This is a genomic window from Nonomuraea basaltis, assembly GCF_005893125.1.
Lineage (GTDB): Bacteria > Actinomycetota > Actinomycetes > Streptosporangiales > Streptosporangiaceae > Nonomuraea > Nonomuraea basaltis.
Map to the genome: position 1 here is coordinate 1 of NZ_VCJS01000536.1, position 1,517 is coordinate 1,517.

Annotated in this window: 2 protein-coding genes; one reads left to right on the top strand and one right to left on the bottom strand. The window is 69.3% G+C overall.

Features of this window, described 5'->3' with window-relative positions; translation table 11 throughout:
• A partial coding sequence (locus EJK15_RS69220) for an amidase family protein (RefSeq protein WP_240778152.1) occupies positions 1-329 on the top strand: 329 nt, incomplete at its 5' end.
• A 265-nt stretch (positions 330-594) separates the two neighbouring features.
• Here EJK15_RS69220 and EJK15_RS69225 read toward each other — a convergent pair.
• Positions 595-1,278: a TetR/AcrR family transcriptional regulator gene (locus EJK15_RS69225; protein ID WP_138720909.1), complete on the bottom strand. Its 684-nt coding sequence runs from the start codon at positions 1,276-1,278 to the stop codon at positions 595-597.
• Between the last annotated feature and the right edge of the window lie 239 nt (positions 1,279-1,517).

Genomic DNA, 1,517 nt, shown 5'->3' on the forward strand with positions numbered 1-1,517 from the left:
GCATCGGAGAGCTCGACACCCCGCCCCTGCTGCGCGTGCTCGGCCGCCTGGCCCTTTCCCTCGGACTGGCCGGGCGACTGAGCACTACCAAACAGTGGAAGGAGGCCGTCATCGCCAACCTCGAACCCGTGCCCTTCACCCAGCTCGCGAACATCACCGGGCGTCCCGCGATCAGCGTGCCCACCTACCGCACCCCCGAGGGCCTGCCGCTTGGTGTCCAGTTCGTCGGCCCGCTCGGCAGCGAGGCACTGCTGCTGTCACTGGCCGCACAACTCGAAGACGCACGCCCCTGGGCACATCTGGAACCGCCGCTCGACGACGACCAGTAGCCCTCCGCGTCTGGAGCCGATCGGAGTCGGCTCGGGTCGTAGCAAAGGTCCGCCCGTGCTCGGCGGCGGCCGCGTGCGGGGCCCGCCCCGGCGGTCGCGATCGGCTCGGCCCGTACCAGGCCGGCGCCATGCCACGGGGCGGTGAGGCTCAGCTCACAGCACGGTGACAGCCATCGCCCAGCCGCCCGACTCGCCTTACCCAGCCCTCGACGACCGAGCGTGGACTCCATCACCGGAGTCGACAGCGTTGGCGTCGTAGATCAGGTCAATGGGCCTCGGCCCGGGCTTTGATCGCTGCGATCAGCAGGTCCACCAGCAACGCAAAGCTGTCGGGCGAGTCCAGTGGCGGGATGTGGTCGATGGTGGCCGCGAGGTTCGGGTATGCCTCGGCGGGCAGCTTGCGGTAGTCGACGTGCCAAGCGAGCAGGTCGGCGTCGCGGGTGGGGGCGGCCAGGGCGTGCAGGGCGGCGTCCATGCCGGAGTAGGCCAGGACCGCGTCGGCGAAGACGCGGTAGCAGCGGGCCGCCTCCTCCTCGTCGAGGCCGGCCCGGCGCATACAGCCGAGGATATGCTCGACGACCTCGAACTCGTGCTGCCGCCGTGCGGTACGGGCGGCGGCCAGCTGGCCGACCTGCGGATGGGCCAGGAAAGCGTCGTGGATTCGGCCCGCCACGGCGCGCAGGTCCGCGGTCCAGTCGTCGGTGACCAGAAGCCCGCCCGCGGTGGTCCGGGCGTGCAGGGCGTCGACGAGGGCGAGCAGCAACTCGTCCTTGTCCCGGAAGTGCCGGTAGATCGCAGTCGGATGGGCCTCCAGCTCACGGCCGAGCGCCTCGAAGGTGAGCGCGTCCATGCCGTCCCGGTCGGCGATCCGGAGTGCGGCCTCGGTGATGGCCTGCTGGTTGAGACTGCCCCGTGGACGTCGGGGCCTGGCCTGCGGCGTGGCCGCCATCGAGGGGGATCCTCTCTGCTTGCGTGCGGTCGGTTCCGCACCGACCCGGGGCTGACCGCCCCCCTAGATGTTACGTGCCGCCTTCTCCCCTGTTACCTCCCGCTTCGGATAGTCGATGCCATTGACTATGTCGTTGACTTGCTCTCATACTGAGGCATCTTCCACGGATTTCCCTTCCCCGGATCCTCATCCCCCGGAAGCTAACTCTATTACACATCTCCTAGCCCACGAGACCCTAA

Coding starts and splice junctions, on each gene's coding strand:
- EJK15_RS69225 (WP_138720909.1), bottom strand. CDS start 1,278: ATGGCGGCCACGCCGCAGGCCAGGCCCCGACGTCCACGGGGCAGTCTC.